Below are 23,392 nucleotides of genomic sequence, written 5' to 3' on the forward strand. Positions count from 1 at the left end.
CTTCTCTAAGTGAGGGCGCCGCCCCTTGGTTCTGCCGACGGGGATCCCTATGTTTGAGAAAACAACGGATTTCCTGCCATGAAGAATTTTCTATCCAGCCTCGGGTGCGCCCTTTTTCTCCTGTCTCCCTCCGTCGGGCAGGCCTTCACGCTTGCCAATGGGGTGCAGGTGAATGCCGTGAGTGACACGGTGTTCGAAGTCGTTCCGCGCAGTTCTGGCACAGTTGAGGAATTCTGGTGCGGGGCCTCCGAATATGCTCGTCGTGTGCTTGGGGCCGATTGGCGCGACTCGATTTATGTCCTGCGTGGGCGCGGTGAAAGCGTCACCACAGGTAAGAGGTCTGCCGTGCAATTTACCCTTTCGGCTGATCAGGTCGCCGGGCTGGGCACGGATCGCGGTTGGTTCACCTTTGGCATCCGTCCCGGCGACTCCATGTCGGTCCAGCAGGCCAGAACCTATTGCAACCAGCGTCCGATCCGTCCCTGATACAAAGGCCGGTGGGCGCGCCACGTTCGAAGCGACAGATACACGAGAGCGTGATAGCCCCGGGGCTGGCGCGAAGCGGGGCTGGCCCTAGGATCATACCGTGTCATGAATAGAACTTGACGGTATTGGAGGGTGTCGCAATGGCGCGAAGATTTTCATTTGCAGTGGTCGTCTTTTCGGCCTCGGCGGCTTTTGGTCTTGCCGGGGCGGCCGACGCCTTTACCAGCCGCAAGTCGGCGCGGGTCAACCCGGTATCGGAGCAGGTGTTCGAGGTCGTTCCGATCGCAGGCGGGACCGGATTGGACTATTGGTGCGGCGCTGGGGATTATGCCGTGCGTGCGCTTGGCGCGCCGATGTCGGCAATGGTTTATGTGTCCCGCGCCATGGGACCCAGCGACACGACCAACCGCCGCTCTGCGGTGCAGTTCACGCTCGATGCGAATATGCTGGCGGCAGCGGAGCCTATCACTAATCCGCCAATCAACCGCCTGAACGTCGGCGATGCGATGCAGGTGCGCGCAGCCCTGTCATTCTGCCACCAATTGCCGACGGGTTTCTGACCCGCTGACGGGCGCTGGCGAACCGGCTGAGGTCGCCGAACAGCGGGCCTGTGCTATACTTCTGGTGACGCAACAGGGGAGTAGAGCGATGAAACCGATGTTCTGGCCTGCCTTGGCCTTTGCGACAGCCCTTGCGGTGCAGCCTGTTACCGCGCAATCCGTCTCGGTGCAGGCCTGGTGGTCTTGGAACCGCCACGAAGTGCTGCCTGTCGAAGAGGGTGTCTGGGAAGTGGTGAGCCGGGTCGGCACCTCGGCGCAGGATTACTGGTGTGGGATCGGGGATTTTGCCATATCGCAGCTGCGTACCAGCGCCACCCAGCGGATCTATGTCTGGGAGGGGGTCGGCCCTTCGGTCAACCGCCCCGGCAGAAAATCGGTGAAATTCGCGCTGACCCCACCGCCGGGAGCGAGTACGGAAAAAGGGTATTCCCTGTCGGTGAAAAAGCCGGGCTACAACCTGAACGCCGCCACCGCCCGCAACTATTGCTATGACCGGTTCGACGATCCTTTCTTCCGGCGCCCCTGATCACTTCATCGCGACCCTTGTGAAGCAGCGCGTCCTGCGGCAATGCTGTCCCCATGCAAACCGAATTTCAGATCGAAACGGCCGGGCAGGGCCTTTACGAATTCACCCGAGAGCTTCAGTCCTGGGTTGGGTCCTGCGGTGTGCGGCAGGGGTTGCTGACGTTGTTCGTGCGGCACACTTCCTGCTCCCTACTGATACAGGAAAACGCTGACCCCGAGGTGCAGACGGATCTTCGGGCCTATTTTGCCCGACTGGTGCCGCCCAGCACGGACCCATCGATGTCTTATCTGCGCCATACCTACGAAGGCCCCGATGATATGCCCGCCCATATCAAGGCAGCAATGATGCCGGTCAGCCTGTCGATCCCGGTCACGGATGGCGCGGCTGTTCTGGGCACCTGGCAGGGGGTCTACCTGTTTGAACACCGCGACGCGCCGCACCGGCGCAAGGTTGCGGCGCATCTTGCGTGAACTGCTTGATCTAGCGGTGTGATTTCGCCTCTACCCAAACTGTTGAGGCTGTCCTATAGTTGTGGGTAACTGCGCCGGGTCAGGCGCAATCTACAGGCATTGATCATGAAGGGGACTGGCTGATGCGCTGCCCGTTTTGCGGAAATATCGATACTCAGGTCAAGGATTCGCGCCCGGCAGAGGATCACGTGTCGATCCGTCGCCGCCGCTTCTGCCCGGCCTGTGGCGGGCGTTTCACCACCTACGAACGGGTGCAGCTGCGCGATCTGGTGGTGGTCAAGACCAACGGCAAACGCGAAGACTTCGACCGGGACAAGCTGGAGCGCTCGATCCGCATTTCGATGCAGAAGCGCCCGATCGACCCCGAGCGTATCGATCAGATGATCTCGGGCATTGTCCGCCGCCTTGAAAGCATGGGCGAGACGGATATTCAGTCCAAGAAGATCGGCGAGATCGTCATGGAGGCTTTGGCCCGGATCGACACCGTCGCCTATGTGCGCTTTGCCAGCGTTTACAAGAATTTCCAGGCCGCCGATGATTTCGAGGACTTCGTCCACGAATTGCGCCCGCACCCCCCGGAAGAGTGATCACCCCGATGAGCCGTTATGACATTGCCGTGGATGAACGGTTCATGGCGCTGGCCCTGTCCCTGGGGCGGCGTGGGCATGGCAATTGCTGGCCCAACCCGGCGGTGGGCTGCGTCATCGTCAAGGATGGCCGCATCGTCGGGCGGGGCTGGACCCAACCGGGCGGGCGGCCGCACGCGGAGCCGCAGGCGCTTGCACAGGCAGGCGCAGCGGCGCGTGGCGCCACCGTCTATGTGACCCTTGAACCCTGTTCGCATCATGGTGCGACACCGCCATGTGCGCAGGCGCTGATCGACGCCGGGGTGGCGCGTGTGGTCGCGGCCATCGGCGATAGTGATCCGCGGGTGTCCGGCCAGGGGTTTGAAATGCTGCGGTATGCCGGGGTGGAGGTCACCACCGGGGTTCTCGCAGAACAGGCCGCCCGCGATCACGCTGGTTTCTTCCTGAAGACCGAACAGGGGCGGCCCTTCGTTACACTGAAGCTGGCCAGCAGTTTTGACGGGCGGATTGCCACCGGATCGGGGCAGAGCAAATGGATCACGGGCCCCGAAGCACGCCGCGCAGTGCATGCTATGCGTGCCTGTCATGATGCGGTCATGGTCGGCGCTGGGACCGTGCGGGCGGATGATCCCTCGCTGACCGTGCGCGATCTGGGCATCGACAAACAGCCGGTGCGGGTGATTGCCTCCCGCCATCTGGATCTGCCGCTGATGAGCCAGCTGGCCCGCACTGCGCAAGAGGTGCCGGTCTGGCTGTGCCACGGGCAGGGCGCCGATATTGAGCGGCTGCGCGCCTGGGAGGGGCTGGGCGCCCGGTTGCTGCCCTGTGCCAGCCACGGGGTGCAACTCTCGGCAGTGGATATCCTGCAGCAGCTTGGTCAGGCGGGTCTGACCCGCGTGTTCTGCGAAGGCGGCAGCGCGCTGGCGGCCTCATTGCTGGCCTTTGATCTGGTGGATGAGCTGATCGGCTGCACCGCCGGGATCGGCATTGGCGCCGAGGGGCTGCCCTCGATTGGCGCGCTTGGCCTTGGACGGCTGGACGAGGCGCCGCGGTTTGAACTGGCTGAGGTGCGCCCGCTGGGCGGTGATATCCTGCATCGCTGGCGCCGGGCGCTGAGCTAAGGACGACAGCTCACCGCCACAGGTGGGCGTAGGTTGCAAACAGGCCCTGTAGTTTTGACAGGCTGCGGTTGCCAAGGCCGGGCGATGGTTGCTCGCCCTTGATCAGGCGCTCAACCACGACCTCGACAGGGCAGGGCAGCCCTGTGACCGGGTCGTGATAGCGCGGATAGTCGATCAATACCGCATGGGCCAAGCCCATAAGACCTGGCCGGGCCTTGCGCCAGGCCGGGGCGGAGATGATATCCCGGGTCAGCCCCCAGCCGGCATAGAAGGGGGATCCGACCACGGTCACCTTGACGCCCCTCAGCAGTGCCTCGAACCCCAAGAGCGAGGTCATGGTCCAGACCTCCTGCACGTGATCCAGAAGCGCCATCGGATCGGCATTCTGCGCCACGACATCGGCCAGATCCTCGGGCACGATCTGCCCCTTGCGAAGACCTGCTTCGACATCTGGGTGGGGCTTGTAGATGATCACCGCCTTGGGATTGGCGGCGCGCACAGCGCGCAAGAGATCCAGATTGCTGCGTATCTTGCCCGCTCCCGCCAGGATCGAGGCATCGTCTTCGACCTGACCGGGCACGAGGATCCGGTGCCCATCGGGCAGGTCCGGAATGTCTCCGCCCAGATTGTATTTTGACAGGCTGTTCTGCGTCAGGCTTATGATCAGTCGCTCGGCGCGGCGGGCCTCGGCATCGTTCAGGTTTTCGCGCTGGGCGATCAGGTCATCCAGATCCGAGGGCTGGCGCGGATCGTAATAGATCCCCTGCCGGTCCAGAACCAACGACATCGGCGGCACCAGTTCGGCACCAAGACCGCGCGAGCGCAGGAAGCCGTCCTCTAGATGAAAAGCCCCGGCGTGGGATTTGTCTGCTTTGGAGGCCCAGACCATCCAGTTGCGCCCGCTCTTGCGTGCTTTTTCCGGGTTTTCGGTAAACAGCATCTTCTTTTCGCTGCCGAAAAACCCCTGCAACGGCCCGCGTTTCCACATCCGCATGCCGGACGCCGCCCAGCCGACGCGATCCTGCCGCCAGGCGCGCACGCGGGCCTCCAGCGCGTCGATCACGGTTTCCAGCTCGCACAGCTGGTCGCGGAAGGGGTCGTACCAGGTGGGGTACAGGATCATTGCCGCGGAAAACAGTTGTGCGCGGGTCAGGCGGCGGTTGCGGCGCGGCGGCGGCATCTCGTCCTGCGTCAGGCCCCAACCGGCATAGAAGGGCTGGCCAAAGACGCGCGGTTTGTGGCCAGCCAGAATGGCCTCGAACCCCAGTTGCGAGGAGACGGTATAGACCGCGACCGCACCCTCCAGCAGCGGCCAGGGCGACACGGGACGCGTCAGCAGTTCTATCCGATCATTGGCATCTTCCGGGCCGAAATAGCCAGGCCGGTATCCGGCGCGGGTTTCCGGATGGGTCTTGATCAGAATACGGGCGCCGGGGTTTTCCTCTTGCGCGAAAACCAGCATTTCGCGGAACCGCGCTGCATCTGCTCCTGAGGCCGTGACCGAGGCATCGCCGCGCGCCTGATCCACCACCAGCACGTAACCGGGATCGGGAACCGGCGCTTCGGCAGCGTAGGCGTTGTACTTGCTGAGATGCGCATCCATCAGCCGCCCGATGGCATCACGGGCGCGGCGCATCATGCTGCTGTCATCCAAGGGGTGCGTGGCCAGCAGCTGCTCCAGGTCAGACGGCGTGTTGGCGTCGAAATGCGCGCCCGAGCGGTCCAGCAGCAGCCCCAGAGGAGGCTCACCCGCGCGCCCCGGATAGACCGAGCGTAGAAAGGCGTCTTCGACCCGCAGCAGGGCAGAACCATATTTGTGAGCGATAGCCTTTCCACGATGGGCAGTGGGGGAATTACCCCAGATCCCCACCAGATCACCCTCGCCCGGCAGGCCCAGCCGGATGTCATATCCGGCAAGGGAGAGGATCCGCCGCAGCCGGGACTGGGTCAGGAAACCGCCGTTGTAAACAAAAAGCCGGGATCTGTCGTTCCCGGCTTTCGTTATGCCTGTCGGCGGCCTTAGCATCGCGGTGTTACCCGTCAGCGATGGAGGCGGCGCTCGACAGCGATCCAAGCGGCGAGACCAGCAGCGAAATCGTCTTGGTCCACTGGGTATAGGGCGCCTCGGTGACATAGAGCGTGTCATCATCGCGGATCACGAAATCGCGGGCAATGAACAGCCCGTTCGGCTGCGTTAGATTCAGCACATAGACCATCCGCTGGGCACCGATCAGGTCGTCGCGGCCCAGCACCTGATTGGCGATCTCGGCCGGTTCGTTGCGCAGGATGAACACCCCGGTCGGGTCCGAGGCGGTGGAAATCAGACCGCCAACCTGGGCGATGGCTTCAAGCCCCGACAGGTCCTGGCTTTCAAACGGAACGCGGGCCTGGGCGCTGGTGGCGCCAAGCGCGGTAAAGGAACGGGTGTCCTCTTCGACAAGGATCTTGTCACCGCCGCGCAGGGCGATGTCGAGTTCGGGATGATCATAGAGGTCCTGGAACCAGATCTTGCCTTGCTGCTTCCCGCGGATCACGGTGACCTGCGCGATTTCGGGCTGGATCGTGACGCCGCCAGCCTGGGCCAGCATGGTGGCCAATGTGCGGGTGGGGCGCTCGATGGGATAAATCCCCTGTCCGCCCACGGCGCCGGTCAGGCTGACCGTGGCGCCATCGCCGGCCAGGCGGCGGACCTGCACCTGCGGATCCGGGGTCTGATCTTCCAGTTTCTTGGTGATCTCTTCACGCAGTTGCTCCGGGGTGTTGCCCGAAGCCCTGAGACGACCGGCATAGGGCACGAAGATATAGCCGGCGCCGTCGACCTGCACTTCTTCAAGCGCGGTCGCGTTCGAGGTTTCGGCGGCCAGAAGGCCATCATCCACGTTTTCCCAGATGGTCAGCCCCAGCACGTCGCCGGGCCGGATGATGTCAGAGGTCAGTCGACCGGCCGAGGTGAAATCGGATGAAAAGCCAAGCGCGGGCACCACTGCGGTTGCCCGGGCGACCCGGTCATTCACGGAAACGATAAAGGCATCGCCCTCTTTCTGCACCGAACCGGCAAAGATCTGGCGCTTGTTCGGGCCAACCCTGGGCAAGCCACAGGACGCCGCAAGCGATAATGCGGCGAGAATCGCGATTGGGCGCGCCCAGCGAAATGGGACGTTTGTCACTGCTCGGTCTCCTCGACCTGTTATTGTTTTGCCTCAATTTTTTCAGACAGGATAGCGGAGCAGGGAACGGAAATCCAGTCTTGCGGTCTGTGCGGCTCAGTTCACGATACGCAACTGTTGCCGAGGAGCCGCTGTGCCACGCCTCAGCGCATCGTAGGGATCGTCCGGCGCCAGCATCATGTCCACCACCTGACGCAGCAATTGCCGCCGTCCTTTGCGAGAGTAGTAGCCCCCCGGCAATTGCGATGTTTCGAGGAGAAAGCGACGGTAATCCTTATAGGCGCGGTTGTCGGGGCGGGCCGGGGTGGCAAAGAACTCCCCCAGACTCTGGGTCGAGACGAACTCGGCCTTGTCATAGACCGCGCGGCCAAAGACCTTGAGCGGTATGCCGCGCCACAGGACCTGCTGTCCGGCGGTCGAATTGACGGTAATGGCAGTGCGCGCCTCGTTCAGCAGCTGCGCCAGCTTGCCACCGCGAACGTAGTGAATGCGGTCCTTGATGCCGTGCTCCCGCGCCAGCCTGCGCACCAGGTGGTGGTGGCGCGGCGCGCTTTCGGCGAAACCGGTGATCACCTCGGCCAGGAAATCGGCCATGCTTTCAAACGGGGAATGCATCTGGAACGAGCTGTCATGCTCCAGCTGCAAGAGCGCCAGATGGTAGGGAAAGCCACCGCTGCGGATGCGCCATGTGGCCAGCCGCCGGTCCAGCGCTTGGGCAGGCATTAGCAAGAGCCGTTGCAGGTAGAGCTGGAACTCGCGTGCCACCGGCAGTGATCGGTGTGGGCGGAAGTTCCGGTAACGCCGGTTCCGGAACATGACGAACCAGTGATAGAGCGCGCCGTAAAAGATATGCTGCCGCATATCCCCCCAGTGAGATGGGGGCAGCGGCGCCTCCATATCCGATAGGGCCAGTGCCTGCTGCATATTCGGAACCGACATCTCCATCAGCCGCGAATTGCCGTTGGAGCCGCCCCGTTCATAGGTCACCCAATAGGGGCGCATGTAGCCTTCTTCAAAGACATGCACGCAGAGGCCCCGCTGTTTTGCAGCCTTGATCGCCTCTGCGTGGATCGGGCGGGTGTCACCGTAGAGCACGATATCGGTGATCTCATGCTGATCGCAGATCCCGGCAAAGGTCGCGGGCCAGTCCTGCGGCGTGCCCTGATAGGGAATGTAGCTGGACCTGTGGCGCCAGAAGGCGCTGTCCCCGGCGTTGAACCCGACCCGCCATACCGAACAGCCCGCCGCGCGCAGCATCGCGCCAAGGCGGTTGAAGAACGGCCCATGCGGCCCCTGCAGAAACAGGAAGCGACGACGCGGATCTGTGTCAGGCTCGGACATGCGATTTCTCGGGTTTCCGGGAATGTAACATCTCCCGGTTAACGAATGACTGGGGCGAAACTAAGGCTGAGGCGGCAGGCGTGCAAACGGGTTCGGTGCCAAGTTACTGCGTGTAAGGCCTGCGGGGACTTGTGAAGCCAGGGTGCAGGCGCTACCTCTTGGCCAACACGGAATGGAGGACGGGCCCTGACCCGTTCAGACGACTGGCAAGGAGCAGCCCCATGTTCACAGGTATCATCACCGACGTCGGCACCATCAAGGCGCTGGAACAAGAGGGCGATCTGCGCGCGCGCATCAGCACCGGCTATGACACGGCAGGGATCGACCTTGGCGCCTCCATCGCCTCGGATGGCGTGTGCCTGACGGTAATCGAGCTGGGACCGGATTGGTACGACGTCCAGATCTCTGCCGAAACCGTCTCCAAGACCAACATCGGCGCCTGGGCCGTGGGCAAACGCGTCAACCTTGAGCGCGCCCTGAAGGTCGGGGATGAACTCGGCGGCCATATCGTATCGGGCCATGTCGATGGCGTGGCCGAGGTGGTCGATATCACGGATGAGGGCGACAGCACCCGGGTGACCCTGCGTGCGCCCAAGGATCTGGCGCGCTTCATCGCCCCCAAGGGCTCGGTGGCTCTCAACGGGACGTCGCTGACGGTCAACGATGTCTCGGGTTGCGATTTCGGTATCAATTTCATCCCCCACACCAAAGAGGTGACCACCTGGGGGGATGTGAAGCTGGGCGACAAGGTTAATCTGGAAATCGACACGCTGGCCCGCTACGTGGCGCGGCTGGCGGAGGCCGGGTGATGTCTGGTCTGGCATCCGGTGCGGCGCCCGCCGGGATCGGCCACAACAACGGCCCCGGCATGGAGCAGGGCCGGGCGTGGCGCGTACACGCCTGGCGCAGCGCCCAGAAAAAGCTGATGCCCAACACGATCCCGAAACTGGTTCTGCAGATGCGCATCAAACGCGCCGCAGAACTGGGTATGGATTACAAGACCTACGCCCGCGTGCGGCAGACCTCGGGGCAGGACATCACGGGGCTGCTGTTCTCCTCCAACGCGCTGCGCATCATTGCCTATGGCGCTCATATGCCTGAGCGTGAGCGGCATGCGCTGGAGGCGGTGCAGAACGCCAGCAAACTGGCGCTAGTGCACCGGCCCAATACGCCCGAGGCGGTCCTCACCGCGCACCCGGTTCTGAACGATGCGGGTGCGGCGCCGCGGTTCAGTGAAAGCTGGTCCGAGATGCGCGTGCGGGTTCAGGACGTGATGCGTCGCCAGGGATTGCCCGGTGCCTCGGTGGTGGTGATCGGGGATGCGCCGCTGGAAAGCGAATGGAGCACCGCCGGGCGCGCCGCTGCCTATCTGTCCGCGAGCGAGTATTTCGCGCATCAATCCGCCTGAGCCGCCCATCCTGCGAACCGCAGGGAGGCTCCCGCCCCCTGAGCCAGCATCGAAGATGCAGGCCCGAGGCGTTGGGCCAGGCGCGCCGCTGCCGCGGCGCGCATCACCACATATCGCCGACGGTATAGCCCGCAGGAAAAGGATCGCTGGGATCCAGCGTGTAGCTGGACAATCCATAGATCCAGCCTTGCCCGGACAGGGTTGGTACGATGGCGGGGTAGGGGCCGACTTTGGTTTCTTCGATAATACGTCCGGTGAAGGTGGTGCCAAGCGGCCCGGCGTTGACGTAGTCCTGTCCCGGCGCAAGCAGGCCCCGTGCATGTAGAACCGCCATCTTGGCGCAGATGCCGGTGCCGCAGGGGGAGCGGTCCAGAATGCCGCTGGCATCCTGCGGGCGCGCCGGGTCAAAGGCACCGGTCGACAGCGTGATGGCGCCACGCCCGTGGGTGTCTTTGGCAATGGGCGCCCCCCAGAGGTTGGTGATCGTTGGGCCGGTGATCGCGGGATTGTCCGGGTGGGTGACGGGCAGCTGCTCGGCCGTGGCGTGGCGGATGGCCTCGCTGACGCGGGTGATGTCCTTGCCGTTGTCTGCTGAAAGATCGACGCCCAGCCGGTCCGCATTGGCCAGAACGAAGAACATCCCGCCCCAAGCGACATCGACCGCGACGGTGCCGAGTCCCGTCACCTCGACCTTGGCGTCCAGATGCACGGCAAAGGCGGGCACGTTGCGAAAGCTGACCTGTGTAACCTTGCCGTCACGGCACTCCGCACGCACCCGGATCAGCCCGGCGGGGGCCTCCAACACCAGCTCGGTCACCGGCTCAATCATCGGCAGGATGCCGGTCTCCAGCAGCACCGTCACCACGCAGATGGTGTTGGAGCCGGACATCGGCGGGTATTCGGTCTGCTCGAAGATGATGAAACCGGCGTCCGCCTCCGGATGGCAGGGCGGCACGAGGACATTGCCGCAAAGCCCTGGATTGCCGCGCGGCTCGCGCAGCATCATCAGGCGGATCTCATCATGGTTGGCGGCCATGTCCTGCATCTTTTCAAACACGCTGGCGCCCTTCAGCAGCGGCATGCCACCGGTGATGACGCGGCCCTGTTCGCCCTCGGCGTGGGCTTCATAGGCTTGCAGGATACGGGAAGTGCGCATGGGCTTGGCTTTCGCGTTTGGTCTGAATTAAGTTTTATGCTGGAACGCTAGCAGTCTTCTGCGCATCTGCAAACGTCGCGTCCGTGATTCCAAGAGAGCCAAGCGGGCTGGCCTTTGGGGCGCGGCTGCGCTATTTCGCTGGCAACGCGGCAGCGCCATTCGAGGGCCTGCGACACGGATCATGAAAGGCCATGACATGAGCTTTGAAACACCGGGGCCGGTCGAGGCCCGCCTGCGCGACGCAATCAGCCCGATTGAAGAGATCATCGAAGAAGCCCGACAGGGCCGCATGTTCATCCTAGTGGATCACGAGGACCGCGAAAACGAAGGCGATCTGGTGATCCCGGCGCAATTCGCGGATGCCGATGCCATCAACTTCATGGCGACACACGGGCGCGGGCTGATCTGCCTGCCGATGACCGCGGACCGGATCGACAGCCTCGGGCTGCCGATGATGGCGGTCAACAATTCCTCCCGGCATGAGACCGCCTTTACCGTCTCCATCGAGGCGCGCGAAGGTGTTTCGACCGGTATTTCCGCTGCTGACCGCGCGCTGACCGTCGCGACCGCGATCAACGAGCAGAATTCGATGGCGGAAATCGCAACGCCGGGCCATGTCTTCCCGCTGCGCGCCAAACGCGGCGGCGTTCTGGTCCGTGCGGGCCATACCGAAGCGGCCGTGGATATCTCGCGCCTCGCCGGGCTGCATCCGTCGGGGGTGATCTGCGAGATCATGAAGGAAGACGGCACCATGGCGCGGCTGCCCGATCTGGTGGCCTTCGCTGCTGAGCACGGCCAGAAGATCGGCACCATCAGCGATCTGATCGCCTATCGCGCCCGCAACGACAATCTGGTCACCGAAACCTCGCGGGAGATCGTGAACTCCGAATTCGGCGGCGAATGGGATATGCGCCTGTTCACCGATCAGACCCACGGCGTTGAACACGTGGTGATGATCAAGGGTGACATCACCACGCCCGAGCCGGTTCTGGCCCGCACCCACGCGCTGCACGAGGCGACCGACATTCTGGGCCTTGGCCCCAAGTCCGCCCGCCAGCTGCCCCGCGCGATGGAGATCATCGCGGCCGAGGGGCGCGGTGTTGTGACCCTGTTCCGCCAGCCGCGCAACGCGCTTTATGCCTATGAGGATGACGGATCGCGCACGGTGACCATCAAACAGACCGGCATCGGCGCGCAGATCCTGTCGAACCTTGGCCTGAAGGACCTGATCCTGCTGACCGATTCCCCCTCGACCAAATATGTGGGCCTTGATGCCTATGGGCTGTCCATCGTCGGCAGCCGCCCCATCCTGAAGGAAGACTGATATGGCCGGACACGAAAGCCACTACATCCTGCCGCGCCCCAGCTTTGACAAACCGGTCAAGCTGCTGATCGTGGTTGCGCCTTATTACAAGGACATCGCCGACAATATGGTCGCAGGTGCCAAGGCCGAGATCGAGGCCGCAGGTGGCACCTGGGATCTGGTCGAAGTGCCCGGCGCGCTGGAGGTTCCTACGGCGATCTCTATTGCGGACCGGACCTCGAACTTTGATGGCTACGTGGCACTGGGCTGTGTGATCCGCGGCGAGACCACCCACTACGATACGGTCTGCAACGACAGTAGCCGTGCGATCCAGCTGATGGGCCTGCAGGGCCTGTGCATCGGCAACGGCATCCTGACCGTAGAGAACCGCGCCCAGGCAGAGGTGCGCGCCGATCCCGCCGATCAGAATAAGGGCGGAGGCGCAGCGGCTGCGGCCTTGCATCTGATCGCACTGACGCGTAAGTGGAGCGCCCAGAGCAAGGGAGTCGGCTTTAAGGCCCCTTCCGAGGCCATCCAGCTGGCTGGCACAGACAACGGATCCACCACGGCATGACCAACCCAGACAGCGCCCCGAAGGGCAACGGCAAGACTCAGATGAAATCGGCGGCCCGGCTTTTTGCCGTGCAGGCGCTGTTCCAGATGGAACACAGCAGCCAGACCTATGACAAGGTGATCGTCGAATTCGAGGATCACCGTTTTGGCGCTGTCTATGAAGGTGATGAATATGCCGAGGGTGACCCCAAGTTGTTTCGCCAGCTGGTCGAAGGCGCCGTCAATCATCAGGCTAAGATCGACCAGATGACCGACCGCGCGCTGGTGGCGAAATGGCCGATTGCCCGGATCGACCCGACCCTGCGGGCGCTGTTCCGCGCTGCAGGCTCGGAACTGGTTGAGGCGACGACCCCGCCCAAGGTGGTGATCAACGAATTCGTCGATGTGGCGCGCGCGTTTTTCCCCGAAGGCAAAGAGCCGAAATTCGTCAACGCGGTTCTGGATCACATGGCCCGCGAAGCGCGCCCCGAGGCGTTCTGAACCTTCTTTTCAGGTGACCTTTGCAATCAGGCGCACCCCGGTGCGCCTGTTTTTGTTTTTACAGGGGGGTATCGTTATTCGTTCCGAACGTGGGCGAGATGCAGGACAAATTCCGCCGATCGCATGTATTTTCCGCTTTATTCTCTGGACCGCCTGCCGCCGGGTGCTAACATTAAGAAGCAGCCTATGGAGGGAATCTCATGCCAAAGCTCATTCAACTCTATATCCGCAACGTTGCGCTGGGGTTCGGAATCGCTGCGGTATTCGTCGGGCTGCTGCTCTGGTTCAACGTAATGAACCTTTGGGGGCTGGTCAGCACGTCTGATGTCGGGCTTCTGGCGATCGGCATTCTTTGGTTCATGAACGGGATTGTCTTTGCCGGGGTGCAATTCGCCTGGGCGGTGATGTCACTGGCCCGCGATGATGACGCAGGGCCGCGCCGGGGAACTCCGGTGGTGAACCATTTTGAACCGATCCGGGTAAAAGCCGTGGCGCCGCGCCCGCAGGATCGCCGGAAACAGCCGCGCGACTGACCTCTGGCCTCCAACCGACAGCGCTCTGGGTCAATTCACACCATTTTGAGTATAGACTGAGGTGGGCAATCGTGAGGTTGTCCGGCTTGAAGTTGTGAGGGGCCTGCCATTCAGGTGCGCGCAGCGCCGAAGCTGACCCAGATCAAGGCGATTGCCAGCAAATTCTGAAACATGATGGCATGGGTCCGGTTCACCGACAGGACCCCGATTCATCTATTCGGAAAGGCCATCACATGTATCGTCTTGCTTTCATCCTGCATCTATTTATCGGCTCCACCCTTGCAGGCAGCGCCGTGGTAGCGGCCTTGGCCACGGGGCAGGACAGCCTTCAGCCCATTCTGATCGCGGCAGCGCTTGGCTTTATCGCGGCCTTTCCGGTGACGTGGCTGGTCGCGCGCAAGCTTTACAACCTGCGCTGACCTGCGCCCAGCCTTACAGTTTCTTCTGAATGTCGTCGGCCGCCTGCTCAAGGGCGGTTCCGGCTTTGTTGATGTCGCGGCCCGCACCTTTTGCGGTTTCGCAGGCAGCAAGGCTCAGCAGGCTCAGGGCAATCAGGACATGTTTGATCATGGTGTACTCCATCGTTCTTGGCGTGTTGTCTAGCATCGCCTGAGATGAGCAGCCAGAGGCGGAAAGTCGCTGCTCATCGAACTGCGCGGTTCGACAGCTTTGTTGATGGAGGTCAATGTTCTCTAATAGGTGTTCGGGGATAAGCGCGTGGCAACATGTACCGAACACGACCTATCGGGAGGATTAGACGAATGGCATTTGAGATCCGTAAAGAGGCGCTTGAGGCGCGGCGCAAGGCCCTGACAGGGCATCTGGTCGAGGTGGAGCACACGCTGGACGCGCCCATGCCCAAGGATTGGGAGGATCGATCGTCCGAGCGGCAGGGCGACGAGGTGCTGGAAAGCCTTGGCAAGGCTGAACTGGATGAGCTGCGCCAGATCGATGCGGCACTGGCGCGTATCGAAAGCGGTGACTACGGTTTCTGTCAGATCTGCGGTGATGCCATTTCGGTTGAACGGCTGGACCTGCTTCCTGCGACACCTTTTTGCAAGAAGTGCGCCAAATAAGACTGGTGACCGGGGCATAGGCGCGCGGGGCGTCGGGCGGCGCTTTCCTTTGGCGCGCGCCGGGTCTAAAGCGATCATAGCTATTCTGACACGGAGATACCCTTATGCCCTGCGCCCTCTGTTCCGCCGACGCGCCCCTGTCCTTTGTTGAGGTTCCGGGAGGGCCGGACGGCGCCGGGGTCGAGATCTGTGCCACCTGTGCAGAGCAGATCGCCGGAGATCTTGATCCCAACCACTGGCGCTGCCTGTCATCATCGATGTGGTCGGAAGAGCCTGCCGTGCAGGTGCTGGCGGCGCGTCTTCTTGCACGTCTTTCCGATCAGGACTGGGCCCGCGATCTGGCCGAGCAGCTGTGGCTGGACGATGAAACCCGCGCCTGGGCCGACAATGTTCCGGCGGCCAGCGCCCATGTGGACAGCAACGGGGCGCCTCTGGCGCAAGGTGATAACGTCGTTTTGATCAAGGACCTTCCGGTCAAAGGGGGCGGGTTCACCGCCAAACGCGGTACGGCGGTGCGCGGTATTTCCCTGGTTCAGGACAACCCCGAACACATCGAAGGGCGGGTCGAGGGCCAGCGGATCGTCATCCTCACGAAATTCGTGAAGAAGAAGTAGATGCCGCATGGCATCAGCCCAGCAATTTCCCAAAGCCACCGTTGCCGCGCCTTCCGCGATGTGGCACAAGCAATATCAACAGACTGAACAGACGAGTTTAGCACATGACTGACTTCGCCGAACGTCGCCGCATGATGGTCGACACCCAGGTCCGCCCCTCGGATGTGACGAAATACCCGATTATCGAAGCGATGCTCGCGGTACCTCGCGAAAGCTTTGTGCCTGATGCACAACGTGAAGCCGCCTATGCGGATCAGAACATCGATCTTGGCGACAGCCGCGTCCTGCTGGAACCGCGCACCCTGGCCAAGGTTCTGGATGCACTGGATATCCAGAATGATGAGCTGGTGCTCGATGTGGCTTGCGGGCTGGGCTATTCCACGGCTGTGGCTGCCCGCGTTGCCCAGATGGTGATCGGCGTCGAACAGGACGAGGACATGGGCCGCGATGCTCAGGATCAACTGGCCGAGGCCGGAGCTGACAATGCCATCGTGCACGTTGGTGCGTTGGCCGAAGGCGCAGCGGAACATGGTCCCTATGATGTGATCATGATCCAGGGTGGCGTCGAAGATGTTCCTTCGGCGCTGCTCGAACAGCTGCGCGATGGTGGCCGGATCGCCGCGGTCTTCATGACCGGCGCGCTCGGAGAGGTGAAGATCGGCCATAAGACAGGCGGCCAGGTTTCCTGGCGTTTTGCATTCAACGCGGGCGCCCCGGTACTGCCGGGCTTTGAAAAGGTTCGCGAATTCGCACTATAACCCGCCGGGGCAGAATATTCCCGCGTCCCGGGCAGGGGACGCGGGGTGAGGCAAACCAACCGCGGCTGGCGGCGCGGCAAACGATAAGGCAACCGATGCGAAAGAAATTCTCGGTCCGTTTTTTGAAAACGTTTGTATATGTCGGCGCAGTTGCAGCGGCGCTGGCCGCGCCAAAATCCGCGGTGGCGGACAACCTGTCGGACGCCATGATAGGCGCCTACAAAACCAGCGGATTGCTGGAGCAAAACAGGGCGCTGCTGCGCGCCACGGATGAAAGCGTCGCTGTTGCGGTTGCCCGTTTGCGCCCGATCGTTGATTTTGCGATGACCGCAAGCCACCGCTACAGCCGGGGCATCTCCACCTTCGGGTTCCGTGACCACGATACCAATGGGCTTGATGTCGGTGTCTCGATGGAATGGCTGCTTTATGACGGCGGCGCCTCGCGGCTGGGTCAGCTGGCGGCGCAGGAAACGGTTCTGGCCACCCGTCAAAGCCTGCTGGATATCGAACAGCAAGTTCTGTTTTCCGCCGTTCAGGCCTATGTGAACGTGCTGTTGCAGCAGGACACCGTGCGCCTGCGGGGCAACAACCTGCGTCTTCTGCGCGAAGAACTGCGCGCTGCTCAGGACCGGTTCGAGGTCGGCGAAGTGACCCGCACCGATGTTGCCCTCGCCGAAAGCCGTGTGGCAGCCGCGCAGGCCAGCCTCACCGAAAGCCAGGGCGATCTGCTGGAGGCCAAGGCGACCTATATCGAGGTGGTCGGCAACCCGATCAACGTAGTTGCAGGCCAACCGCCGCTGCCGCAGCGGGTTGCCTCCTTGCAGGCCGCTGAAAGCGTTGCGATGCGCAATCATCCCAGCCTTCTGGCGCGTCAGCATTCGGTGAAGGCAGCGCAGCATACTGCGGCCAGCACTGAAAAGAACCTTGGCCCCAGCGTGCGCCTGCGCGCCGATGCAGGCCATACCTATGATCTGAACGGCAACGGCGATTCGGATACCTCAGGTGTTAGCCTGACCCTGTCCCAACGGCTTTACGCGGGCGGCGGGCTTGCCGCAGCGCGGCGGGCAGATATTGCCCGGCTGGATGCCGAAAAGGGCGCGCTGATCTCCACCCAAAGATCCGTGACCCAATCGGTGGCGGCGGCCTATGTGTCGCTTGAAGCAGCGCGGGCCAGCCTTGTGTCTTCGGTCGAGCGGGTGCGGGCGGCGCAGGTCGCATTCGAAGGGATCCGCGAAGAGGCCACGCTGGGCGCGCGCACGACACTGGATGTGCTGCAGGCCGAGCAGGAACTTCTGGGCGCGCAGACCGCGCGGGTGCAGGCGCGAGCCAATCAGGCGCTGGCGGCCTATCAGTTGTTGCAGGCGCAGGGCCTGCTCACAGCCGAGCATCTGGGGCTTGCCGTCGAGATCTATGACCCGACCCTGTATTATAATCTGGTCAAGGACGCTCCGGCCCATATCAGCAAGCGTAGCAAGGATCTGGACCGGGTGCTGAAGGCTCTGGGCCGCGACTGACGCGCGTTCTGGCGCCGGACACCACCGGGAACAACTGAAAATTTACCCTAATTGTTGTGTGGCCGCCGTTCGGCGGCTACAGTTGTGTCACTGGCTAAAGTGGTGCTGATTATTATGTCCGAACCTGTAACGCAGGCAGAAATCGAAGATGTCCTGTCCTCTATCCGTCGTCTCGTGAGTGAAGACGACAGAAAAGGGGCTGCCCGGGTCACCGGGTCTGCGGAGCCTGCTTCACCGGAGCCAGCCGAACCACGGTCCGAGAAGGCGGCGACGCGACTTGTGCTGACGCCTGCGCTACGGGTGTCAGAGGCCAAGCCCGAGGAGGCCGACCCTATCGATACCGCATATGCGCGGGAGGTACCCCCTGAGGTCACCGACATCAGCGCCAGTTCGATCCCCGCGGTGGAAGTCGATACAGACCTCACCTCGGTGGCGACTGATGAGACAGACGCAGGGGCGGCAGGGCAGGCCGTTGAACCGGCAGAAGAAACACCGGCAGAGGAAGCCCAGAGCACTTCCGATGAGGATGCCACTGATGCGGCGGAAGATGCGCCCTGGAAAGATCCCTGGGCGACCCTCTATCAAGCGGCGGGCGTAACCGGAGTTGAGGGCTTTCAGGATGCTTCTGACGAGGTAGAGGCGCAGTCTGAAGCCTCCCTGTCCGATGCAATGCTGGAAGAGATCGACCCGGCTGACCGGGTGTTCGCCGTTGTGCAGAAAATTACGGAGCTGGAAGCCAAGGTTGCGCGCTCCGAAGAGCAATGGGAGCCAGACGGCAGGTCCAGCGATCCCTATGCAGGTACCAATGTCGAAACGCTGCAGTGGCAGGATCATCACGACGAGGATCTGTCTTCTGAGGAAGCAGCTGATGCGCGTGAAGAGGTGGTGTCCTGGCCTGACAGCGATATCTCTTCGGGTGCAGGCGACGATGCCGAGACTGCGGTGGAAGCAGAAACTGAGGATCCAGCGCGCGGCATTGCCGAAGAGGCCATCACCGTCGAAACGCTGGGCGCGCTGACCGAAGAGGACACGTATCTAGACGAGGAGAGCCTGCGCGAGTTGGTGGCCGAGATCGTACGCGAAGAATTGCAGGGCGCGCTTGGTGAGCGCATCACCCGCAACGTCCGTAAACTGGTGCGCCGGGAAATCCACCGGGCGCTGGCAGCACAAGACCTGCTCTGACCTCCTGCGCTACGGCATTAGGTGGCATTGGTTGCCTCCTGAGTTACGGTCATGTCCCGTGTAAGTGGCGCGCAAGCCGAACATCAGGGCAGAGCGCTCCCGCCCGGATCGGGCATTTTTCAATTCCCTCTCCCGTTGGGCCGGGCGCCGCGCTGCGCACGGCGCGGTCGCGCTCTGGCACGGGGCGCTGCGCCTATGTGCGGGGGCTGACGGGCTGCGATAGCTCGAGCAGTCGATTGAGGTCCATGTAGCGCTCCAGATGCGCCGCAAGATCATCCAGAGCCGCATCGACGCCATCTTCGTAGGAGGTGCGGCTTTCGTGCCCCAGACCAGCCAGAAAGGCAGCACGGAAGGCATCGGAACTAAACAGCCCATGCAGATAAGAACCGCGCACACGTCCATCCGGAGAGGCGGCGCCCTCGGCCCGTCCATCGACGCTGAGCCAGGCGCGGTCTGTATCGGGGCCACTGGTGCGTCCCATGTGGATTTCATAGCCAGAGACCGGCAAGTTACCGTCCCGCGTGGTGGCCTCGGTCAGGGTCACGCGCTTGTCGCCCACCATGGTTGTATGCACGTCCAGCAGGCCAAGCCCGGCCACCTTCCCGGGGCGACCGTCGACCCCCTCCGGATCATCAATGGTCTGGCCAAGCATCTGATAGCCCCCGCAGAGACCCAGCACATGACCACTGCGCCGGTGGTGGGCAAGGATGTCGATGTCCCAGCCTTGGGCGCGCAGGAAGGCGAGATCGCCAATCGTGGATTTGCTGCCGGGGATCAGCACCAGATCCGCATCGCCGGGCAGGGCACGCCCGGGGGGCACGATCTCGACCGTCACATCAGGTTCGGCGGCCAGCGGATCCAGATCATCGAAATTCGCCATCCGCTCCAGCTGTGGCACCACCACCTTGCAGGCCCCACCCGCGCGGGAGGCGATGTCCATCATATCCTCAGCTGGCAGTTTCCAGGCGTCCCAGAACCAGGGAACAATGCCCAGTGATGGCCAGCCGGTGCGGGCCACGATATCGTCGCGCCCGCCGCCAAACAGGCTCAGATCGCCGCGGAACCGGTTCACGGCAAAGCCGACGATGCGTTCCAGATCCGCAGGCTCTAGCACTGCCTTGGTACCGACGATCTGCGCGATGACGCCGCCGCGGTGAATGTCACCCACCAGAACCACCGGCACCTCTGCCGCGCAGGCAAAGCCCATGTTGGCGATGTCACGCGGGCGCAGGTTGGTTTCCGCCGGAGAACCGGCCCCTTCGATCAGCACCAGATCGGCGTCAGCGGCCAGCCGGTAATAGCTGTCGAGTACAGCCTCGAGCAGCCCCGATTTATCGCGCATGAAGGATCCGGCGCCTTGGGTGCCGCGCCGTTTTCCCTGAACGATAATTTGCGCGCCGGTGTCCGTCTCGGGCTTCAGCAGCACCGGGTTCATATCCGTATGCGGCGCACGCATGGCAGCGCGGGCCTGTAGCGCCTGCGCGCGGCCAATTTCGCCACCTTCGGAGGTGACTGCCGCGTTGTTCGACATGTTCTGCGGTTTGAACGGGGCCACCCGCAGGCCGCGCCGCGTATAGGCGCGCGCCAGCCCCGCAACCAGAAGCGATTTTCCGACATTGCTGCCGGTGCCTTGGATCATCAGTGCCCGTGCCGTCATGCGCCTGCCCCACCGCTCACACTCGTTCGCGCAGACAGTTGCAATGTGGGCGGGCGCAGGTCAACGGCAATCGAAGGCATTGCCTGATCGGATGGCCGGGCAGGGGCTTGCGGAAGCTGTGCGGAGATATTGGCGGTCAGGAGGTGTACGGAAAGCGCAGGCGAAAAAAGCGGAGCCACAAAAGAAAAACGCGCCCCCCAGGACGCGCTTTTCTGTGTCTCAATGGCAGCTTAGATCAGGCAGCTTCGGCCTGTGCAGCATTGCGGCGCTCGCTTTCTTCACGCGACAGTGCGACCGAAGTCCGCACGCCACGACCGACGAATTCCATCAGCCCTTCGACCACGCGCTCGTTCGGGTCGATCCCGGCGCAGGAAAGGACTTCACGGCCATCGCGAGAGCGCGCCCACCGCGCGATCTGCTCGGGGCCGTTCCCGTATTTCTTGTCGTCAGCGATGGCGTCGTCCAATGCGGCCAGCACCACGGCGGCAAAAAGTTTGCGTGCGCGGTTGCCTTGCTCGTTATTGTAAGCGGTGCCGTCAACGAAATCTCGCATCCCGTTTCCTTTGTTGTTCTTGCTATTGCAATTTCGGCGTGGCGCTCCTTATGACGGAACTATGACGATTCGGATAGCCCGTAGATGCATAGCTTTCATGCGATTTGTGCATAGCTTGCCGGGGGTGCCCACGAGATATCGTTGTCTTGCCAGCCGAGTCCACGCCAGATATAGGGGCAGTTAAGAGTTCATCAACCACCCGAGAGGGATTTTTCCGATGCCCAAGATCAACGGTAACGAAATCCGCCCTGGCAATGTTCTGGAGCACAACGACGGTCTGTGGGCCGCTGTGAAGGTCGATCACGTCAAACCCGGCAAGGGCGGCGCCTTTGCTCAGGTCGAACTGCGCAACCTGCGTAACGGCTCCAAGCTGAACGAGCGGTTCCGCAGCGCCGACAAGGTCGAGCGTGTACGCCTTGAGCAGAAAGACCAGCAGTTCCTCTATGAAAACGACGGTATGCTCGTGTTCATGGACACCGAGACTTATGAGCAGATCGAACTGCCCGCCGAGCTGCTGGGTGATCGTCGCCCGTTCCTGCAGGACGGCATGACCATCGTTGTCGAGTTCTACGACTCCGAAGCTCTGAACGCCACCGTGCCGCAGAAGGTCACCTGCAAGATCGTCGAAACCGAGCCGGTTGTAAAAGGCCAGACCGCCGCGAATTCCTTCAAGCCCGCGATCCTTGATAACGGTGTCAAAGTCATGGTGCCGCCCTTCGTCGGTCAGGACGAGATGATCGTGGTGAACACCGAAACCATGGAATATGCCGAGCGCGCCTGATCCGGGTCTGCTGCATTGACGCTATAATGCCCCGCGCAGTCCTGCGCGGGGTTTTCTTTTGCATAACGTCTTTGCGTTCTGTGCGGTCAGTCGAGCGACAGGTTGAAGCCGCAGATATCCATCATCTTGCCATAGGCCGCCGTGAACCCGGCGAGAGAGGCGCGTAAGATGGTGCGTCCGCCCGCCTCGATCACCATGCTGCTGCCCTTTTTCATGGCCTTCAGGACCGGCCGGTTGTTGGGCAGGTTGATCGCGGCCTCGGCGTGCGCAAGACCTTCATTCGTGAGCGTGACGAAGGCGGCGCCGGAAAAGATGGTGCCGGTGTCGACGCGGAACTGGATGACCTGACCGTCCTGCATCTGGGTGGTGTAATGGCGCGGCGCGGTTTCGCTGATCACCGGGTATGGATAGAAATCCGGCGGACCGACATCGCCGTCCGACACCTCAAGGCGCAGCACCGGGTCGCCATCGCCGCCGGTCGAGGCCGCACAGGTGCGGCGCAGGTCTTCGCCAGTGTCGATCTGCTCGCTCCAGACGCGCCAGTCCTTGTATTCCCAGTAATCGGCTGCACCTGCCTGCAGGGGCAGGCTGGTCAGGGCCAGCAGAAAAATCGCACGCATTTGAGTAATCCCTCAGTGATACCGTCGCCGCCATAACATGCCGACGTCTGCGTATCTAAACCCAACAGGTTAAATGAGGCTTGCGTGCTGTAGGGCCGCCTATTCGGACCAGGAGAGTCTTGCCTCGCCTGCCTGCAAGTCTTTGTCCCTGGCACGGTCATAGCGCAGATAGGCAATTGCCTTGCCACCGCTTTGCGTGAAAAGGGTGCCTGCGGCCTTGTCTCCGGCGGTGATATCGGTGCCCACGGGGGCAGACCCTTCGATTTCCACGATCTGCAGCCCCTTACGCAGCTCGGTCTTGTGTTTCATCCGGGCAGTCACCTCTTGCCCGACATAGCAGCCCTTGCGGAAATCGACCCCGTTCAGCGCCTCGAACCCGGCCTCAAGGATATAGCTGTCCGGCGTCAGTTCGACGCCGCTTTCGGGTATGCAATGGGCGATGCGCAGCGCATCCCAGTCGCTGCCGTCATCGCCGCCCTCGGCGCCATAAAGGCGCCAGCCCATATCCGGGTGGCGCGGATCGGCAAAGGCGCCTTCGGGGGCGGGGCCGGTGCCTCGGCGCACCTGCAGATCTGTGACCTCGATCTGAACATCTGCACGCAGGCGGTACATCGACAGGCGTTTCATCAGCCCTTCGGCCAGATCCGCGTCTACATCCAGCAACACATCTGCACCGTCAGGGGCCAGAAAAAAATCGGCCAAAAATTTGCCCTGCGGCGTCAGCATCGCGGCATAGACCAGCACGTTCTGGTCCAGTTTTGCGACATCGTTGGTGACCAGCCCCTGTAGGAAGTCACGGGTGTCGGGGCCGGACAGGCGAAGAATTGTGCGGGCACTCATGTCTGTTCTCCAGTTGATTGGGGCGGATCAGCAGATCACCATGTTCTTGTTTCAGCAAGTGATATAGAAATCACAGCCGAGTTGAA

Annotated in this window: 28 protein-coding genes; 19 read left to right on the forward strand and 9 right to left on the reverse strand. The window is 62.4% G+C overall.

Features of this window, described 5'->3' with window-relative positions; all coding sequences use genetic code 11:
• Positions 1-78: 78 nt before the first annotated feature.
• The 6 genes from AAFO90_RS01735 (at position 79) to ribD (ending at position 3,750) form a co-directional block, all read left to right on the forward strand.
• Positions 79-486 (forward strand): hypothetical protein, encoded by a 408-nt coding sequence (locus AAFO90_RS01735; protein ID WP_347508296.1) that lies wholly within the window; start codon positions 79-81, stop codon positions 484-486.
• A gap of 140 nt (positions 487-626) precedes the next feature.
• Positions 627-1,046 (forward strand): hypothetical protein, encoded by a 420-nt coding sequence (locus tag AAFO90_RS01740; protein WP_347508297.1) that lies wholly within the window; start codon positions 627-629, stop codon positions 1,044-1,046.
• An 88-nt stretch (positions 1,047-1,134) separates the two neighbouring features.
• Positions 1,135-1,572 carry a hypothetical protein gene (locus AAFO90_RS01745; protein WP_274828253.1) on the forward strand — a complete coding sequence of 146 codons (438 nt, stop codon included), beginning with the start codon at positions 1,135-1,137 and terminating at the stop codon, positions 1,570-1,572.
• Between the two features lie 53 nt (positions 1,573-1,625).
• Entirely contained in the window at positions 1,626-2,042 is a 417-nt protein-coding gene (locus AAFO90_RS01750) for a secondary thiamine-phosphate synthase enzyme YjbQ (protein ID WP_347508298.1), read from the forward strand.
• Between the two features lie 122 nt (positions 2,043-2,164).
• Positions 2,165-2,629 (forward strand): transcriptional regulator NrdR, encoded by a 465-nt coding sequence (gene nrdR, locus AAFO90_RS01755; protein ID WP_065270909.1) that lies wholly within the window; start codon positions 2,165-2,167, stop codon positions 2,627-2,629.
• A gap of 44 nt (positions 2,630-2,673) precedes the next feature.
• Complete coding sequence (gene ribD, locus AAFO90_RS01760; protein WP_347508377.1) at positions 2,674-3,750, forward strand: bifunctional diaminohydroxyphosphoribosylaminopyrimidine deaminase/5-amino-6-(5-phosphoribosylamino)uracil reductase RibD; 1,077 nt, start codon at positions 2,674-2,676, stop codon at positions 3,748-3,750.
• 10 nt (positions 3,751-3,760) lie between these two features.
• Here the strand turns inward: ribD and AAFO90_RS01765 are convergent, their stop codons facing one another.
• The 3 genes from AAFO90_RS01765 to AAFO90_RS01775 form a co-directional block, all read right to left on the reverse strand.
• Positions 3,761-5,776: a capsular polysaccharide biosynthesis protein gene (locus AAFO90_RS01765; protein ID WP_347508299.1), complete on the reverse strand. Its 2,016-nt coding sequence runs from the start codon at positions 5,774-5,776 to the stop codon at positions 3,761-3,763.
• A 7-nt stretch (positions 5,777-5,783) separates the two neighbouring features.
• Positions 5,784-6,917, reverse strand: a complete 1,134-nt coding sequence (locus AAFO90_RS01770; protein WP_347508300.1) for a polysaccharide biosynthesis/export family protein — start codon at positions 6,915-6,917, stop codon at positions 5,784-5,786.
• 96 nt (positions 6,918-7,013) lie between these two features.
• Entirely contained in the window at positions 7,014-8,258 is a 1,245-nt protein-coding gene (locus tag AAFO90_RS01775) for a capsule biosynthesis protein CapA (protein WP_347508301.1), read from the reverse strand.
• Between the two features lie 221 nt (positions 8,259-8,479).
• Between AAFO90_RS01775 and AAFO90_RS01780 the strand changes: the two genes are divergently transcribed.
• Both AAFO90_RS01780 and AAFO90_RS01785 read left to right on the forward strand, forming a co-directional pair.
• Positions 8,480-9,067 carry a riboflavin synthase gene (locus AAFO90_RS01780; RefSeq protein ID WP_347508302.1) on the forward strand — a complete coding sequence of 196 codons (588 nt, stop codon included), beginning with the start codon at positions 8,480-8,482 and terminating at the stop codon, positions 9,065-9,067.
• Positions 9,067-9,666: a hypothetical protein gene (locus tag AAFO90_RS01785; RefSeq protein WP_347508303.1), complete on the forward strand. Its 600-nt coding sequence runs from the start codon at positions 9,067-9,069 to the stop codon at positions 9,664-9,666. The genes AAFO90_RS01780 and AAFO90_RS01785 overlap by 1 nt, the downstream gene beginning before the upstream one ends.
• A gap of 103 nt (positions 9,667-9,769) precedes the next feature.
• Here the strand turns inward: AAFO90_RS01785 and AAFO90_RS01790 are convergent, their stop codons facing one another.
• Positions 9,770-10,822: a proline racemase family protein gene (locus AAFO90_RS01790; RefSeq protein WP_347508304.1), complete on the reverse strand. Its 1,053-nt coding sequence runs from the start codon at positions 10,820-10,822 to the stop codon at positions 9,770-9,772.
• A 196-nt stretch (positions 10,823-11,018) separates the two neighbouring features.
• On the opposite strand from AAFO90_RS01790, the gene ribB reads away from it, so the two are divergent.
• From ribB to AAFO90_RS01815, 5 genes are all read left to right on the forward strand, one after another.
• Positions 11,019-12,146, forward strand: a complete 1,128-nt coding sequence (gene ribB, locus AAFO90_RS01795; protein ID WP_347508305.1) for a 3,4-dihydroxy-2-butanone-4-phosphate synthase — start codon at positions 11,019-11,021, stop codon at positions 12,144-12,146.
• 1 nt (position 12,147) lies between these two features.
• Complete coding sequence (locus AAFO90_RS01800) at positions 12,148-12,699, forward strand: 6,7-dimethyl-8-ribityllumazine synthase (protein WP_274828261.1); 552 nt, start codon at positions 12,148-12,150, stop codon at positions 12,697-12,699.
• Positions 12,696-13,178 (forward strand): transcription antitermination factor NusB, encoded by a 483-nt coding sequence (gene nusB / locus AAFO90_RS01805; protein WP_347508306.1) that lies wholly within the window; start codon positions 12,696-12,698, stop codon positions 13,176-13,178. The genes AAFO90_RS01800 and nusB overlap by 4 nt, the downstream gene beginning before the upstream one ends.
• A gap of 200 nt (positions 13,179-13,378) precedes the next feature.
• Positions 13,379-13,711, forward strand: coding sequence for a hypothetical protein (locus AAFO90_RS01810; protein ID WP_274828262.1), 333 nt, complete (start codon positions 13,379-13,381; stop codon positions 13,709-13,711).
• A gap of 233 nt (positions 13,712-13,944) precedes the next feature.
• A complete protein-coding gene (locus tag AAFO90_RS01815; protein ID WP_065270898.1) occupies positions 13,945-14,130 on the forward strand; it encodes a CTP synthetase in 186 nt (61 codons plus the stop codon).
• 13 nt (positions 14,131-14,143) lie between these two features.
• On the opposite strand, the gene AAFO90_RS01820 is transcribed toward AAFO90_RS01815, so the two are convergent.
• On the reverse strand, positions 14,144-14,281 hold the full coding sequence (locus tag AAFO90_RS01820; protein ID WP_116560370.1) for an entericidin A/B family lipoprotein: 138 nt from the start codon (positions 14,279-14,281) through the stop codon (positions 14,144-14,146).
• Positions 14,282-14,472: 191 nt separating this feature from the next.
• On the opposite strand from AAFO90_RS01820, the gene AAFO90_RS01825 reads away from it, so the two are divergent.
• The 5 genes from AAFO90_RS01825 to AAFO90_RS01845 all read left to right on the forward strand — a co-directional run bounded on the left by AAFO90_RS01825 (position 14,473) and on the right by AAFO90_RS01845 (position 18,855).
• Complete coding sequence (locus AAFO90_RS01825) at positions 14,473-14,787, forward strand: TraR/DksA C4-type zinc finger protein (protein WP_347508307.1); 315 nt, start codon at positions 14,473-14,475, stop codon at positions 14,785-14,787.
• A 104-nt stretch (positions 14,788-14,891) separates the two neighbouring features.
• A complete protein-coding gene (locus tag AAFO90_RS01830; RefSeq protein WP_065270896.1) occupies positions 14,892-15,401 on the forward strand; it encodes an alkylphosphonate utilization protein in 510 nt (169 codons plus the stop codon).
• 104 nt (positions 15,402-15,505) lie between these two features.
• Positions 15,506-16,159, forward strand: coding sequence for a protein-L-isoaspartate O-methyltransferase (locus AAFO90_RS01835; protein ID WP_274828264.1), 654 nt, complete (start codon positions 15,506-15,508; stop codon positions 16,157-16,159).
• A 95-nt stretch (positions 16,160-16,254) separates the two neighbouring features.
• Complete coding sequence (locus tag AAFO90_RS01840; protein ID WP_274836013.1) at positions 16,255-17,673, forward strand: TolC family outer membrane protein; 1,419 nt, start codon at positions 16,255-16,257, stop codon at positions 17,671-17,673.
• Positions 17,674-17,787: 114 nt separating this feature from the next.
• A complete protein-coding gene (locus tag AAFO90_RS01845) occupies positions 17,788-18,855 on the forward strand; it encodes a hypothetical protein (RefSeq protein ID WP_347508308.1) in 1,068 nt (355 codons plus the stop codon).
• A gap of 193 nt (positions 18,856-19,048) precedes the next feature.
• Here the strand turns inward: AAFO90_RS01845 and AAFO90_RS01850 are convergent, their stop codons facing one another.
• Both AAFO90_RS01850 and AAFO90_RS01855 read right to left on the reverse strand, forming a co-directional pair.
• Entirely contained in the window at positions 19,049-20,512 is a 1,464-nt protein-coding gene (locus tag AAFO90_RS01850; protein ID WP_347508309.1) for a cobyric acid synthase, read from the reverse strand.
• 235 nt (positions 20,513-20,747) lie between these two features.
• Positions 20,748-21,065: a DUF6280 family protein gene (locus AAFO90_RS01855; RefSeq protein WP_065270891.1), complete on the reverse strand. Its 318-nt coding sequence runs from the start codon at positions 21,063-21,065 to the stop codon at positions 20,748-20,750.
• 217 nt (positions 21,066-21,282) lie between these two features.
• Between AAFO90_RS01855 and efp the strand changes: the two genes are divergently transcribed.
• Positions 21,283-21,846, forward strand: coding sequence for an elongation factor P (efp, locus tag AAFO90_RS01860; RefSeq protein ID WP_347508310.1), 564 nt, complete (start codon positions 21,283-21,285; stop codon positions 21,844-21,846).
• Between the two features lie 86 nt (positions 21,847-21,932).
• Here the strand turns inward: efp and AAFO90_RS01865 are convergent, their stop codons facing one another.
• Together AAFO90_RS01865 and AAFO90_RS01870 are read right to left on the reverse strand one after the other, a co-directional pair.
• Positions 21,933-22,466, reverse strand: a complete 534-nt coding sequence (locus tag AAFO90_RS01865; RefSeq protein WP_347508311.1) for a hypothetical protein — start codon at positions 22,464-22,466, stop codon at positions 21,933-21,935.
• 99 nt (positions 22,467-22,565) lie between these two features.
• Entirely contained in the window at positions 22,566-23,306 is a 741-nt protein-coding gene (locus tag AAFO90_RS01870) for a folate-binding protein (RefSeq protein WP_347508312.1), read from the reverse strand.
• Between the last annotated feature and the right edge of the window lie 86 nt (positions 23,307-23,392).

The organism is Phaeobacter sp. CAU 1743, assembly GCF_039839315.1.
GTDB classification, from domain to species: domain Bacteria; phylum Pseudomonadota; class Alphaproteobacteria; order Rhodobacterales; family Rhodobacteraceae; genus Phycobacter; species Phycobacter gallaeciensis_A.